This window comes from Streptomyces sp. NPDC006711 (assembly GCF_042869775.1).
GTDB lineage: Bacteria > Actinomycetota > Actinomycetes > Streptomycetales > Streptomycetaceae > Streptomyces.
Genome location: NZ_JBIAGO010000048.1, coordinates 1 through 1,059 on the forward strand (window position 1 = coordinate 1; position 1,059 = coordinate 1,059).

The 1,059-nt window shown below is 73.1% G+C and carries 1 protein-coding gene; it reads left to right on the forward strand.

Annotated features, from left to right (window positions below; all coding sequences use genetic code 11):
- Positions 1-1,059 (forward strand): polyketide synthase dehydratase domain-containing protein (locus ACFYM2_RS34765; RefSeq protein ID WP_388841895.1); only part of this gene is annotated, 1,059 nt, incomplete at both ends.

Genomic DNA, 1,059 nt, shown 5'->3' on the forward strand with positions numbered 1-1,059 from the left:
CATCCTCGCCGAAGTAACCCTCCCCGACACCGCACACCACGACGCCACCACCTTCGCCCTCCACCCCGCCCTCCTCGACGCCGCACTCCACGCCACGGACCTCGGCCGTGACGACGTGGCGGACGGGCCGGGGCAGACCGCGCTGCCCTTCGCGTGGAGCGGCGTCTCCCTCCACGCTACGGGCGCCACCTCACTGCGCGTACGCATCACGCACACGGACAACGGCGGCGTACGGCTCCACCTCGCGGACCCGGCGGGTCAACTCGTCGCGGTGGTGGATCAGTTGGTCATGCGACCCGTCTCCGCCGACCAGATCGCGGCGGCCGGCGACGGCGACACGCCTCTGTACGTCGTGGAGTGGAACGCACTGCCCATCGCCGCCGACCGGACGACACCGGACGTCACGACGTGGGCAGCGGTCGGCGGGCACGCGGCGCGGTGGCAGTGGACCGGCGCCACCACCCACCCGGACCTGGCCGGCCTTGTCTCGGGCGGCCCGGTTCCCGATGTGGTCGTCCTGACCTGCCCGGGCGGGCCGGAGGACGCCGACATGCCGCAGCGGCTGCGGGCGACCACCGAGGGTGTGCTCGCCTGCCTCCAGGAGTGGCTTGCGGACGACCGTTTCGCGGCGTCGCGGCTCGTGGTCGCGACCCAGGGAGCGGTGGGCCCCCGGGACGGGCTCGACCTGCCGGTGGACCTCGCGGGCGCCGCGGCGTGGGGCCTGGTGCGCTCCGCCCAGGCCGAACACCCGGACCGTTTCACCCTGGTGGACTGGGACGGCGTGGAGCTGACGCCGTCGCGATTGGCGGCGGCGCTGACGAGTGGTGAGCCGGAGTTGGCGCTGCGCGAAGGCCGGATCCACGTACCCCGCCTCACCCGCGCCACCACCCCCACCCAGCCCGCACTCACCGGCTTCGAGGAATGGGGACCCGAGGACACCCTCCTCATCACCGGCGGCACCGGAGGACTCGCCACCCTCCTCGCCGAACACCTCATCACCCACCACCACATCAAAAACCTCACCCTCGCCAGCCGCCAAGGACCAGACGCACCCAACGC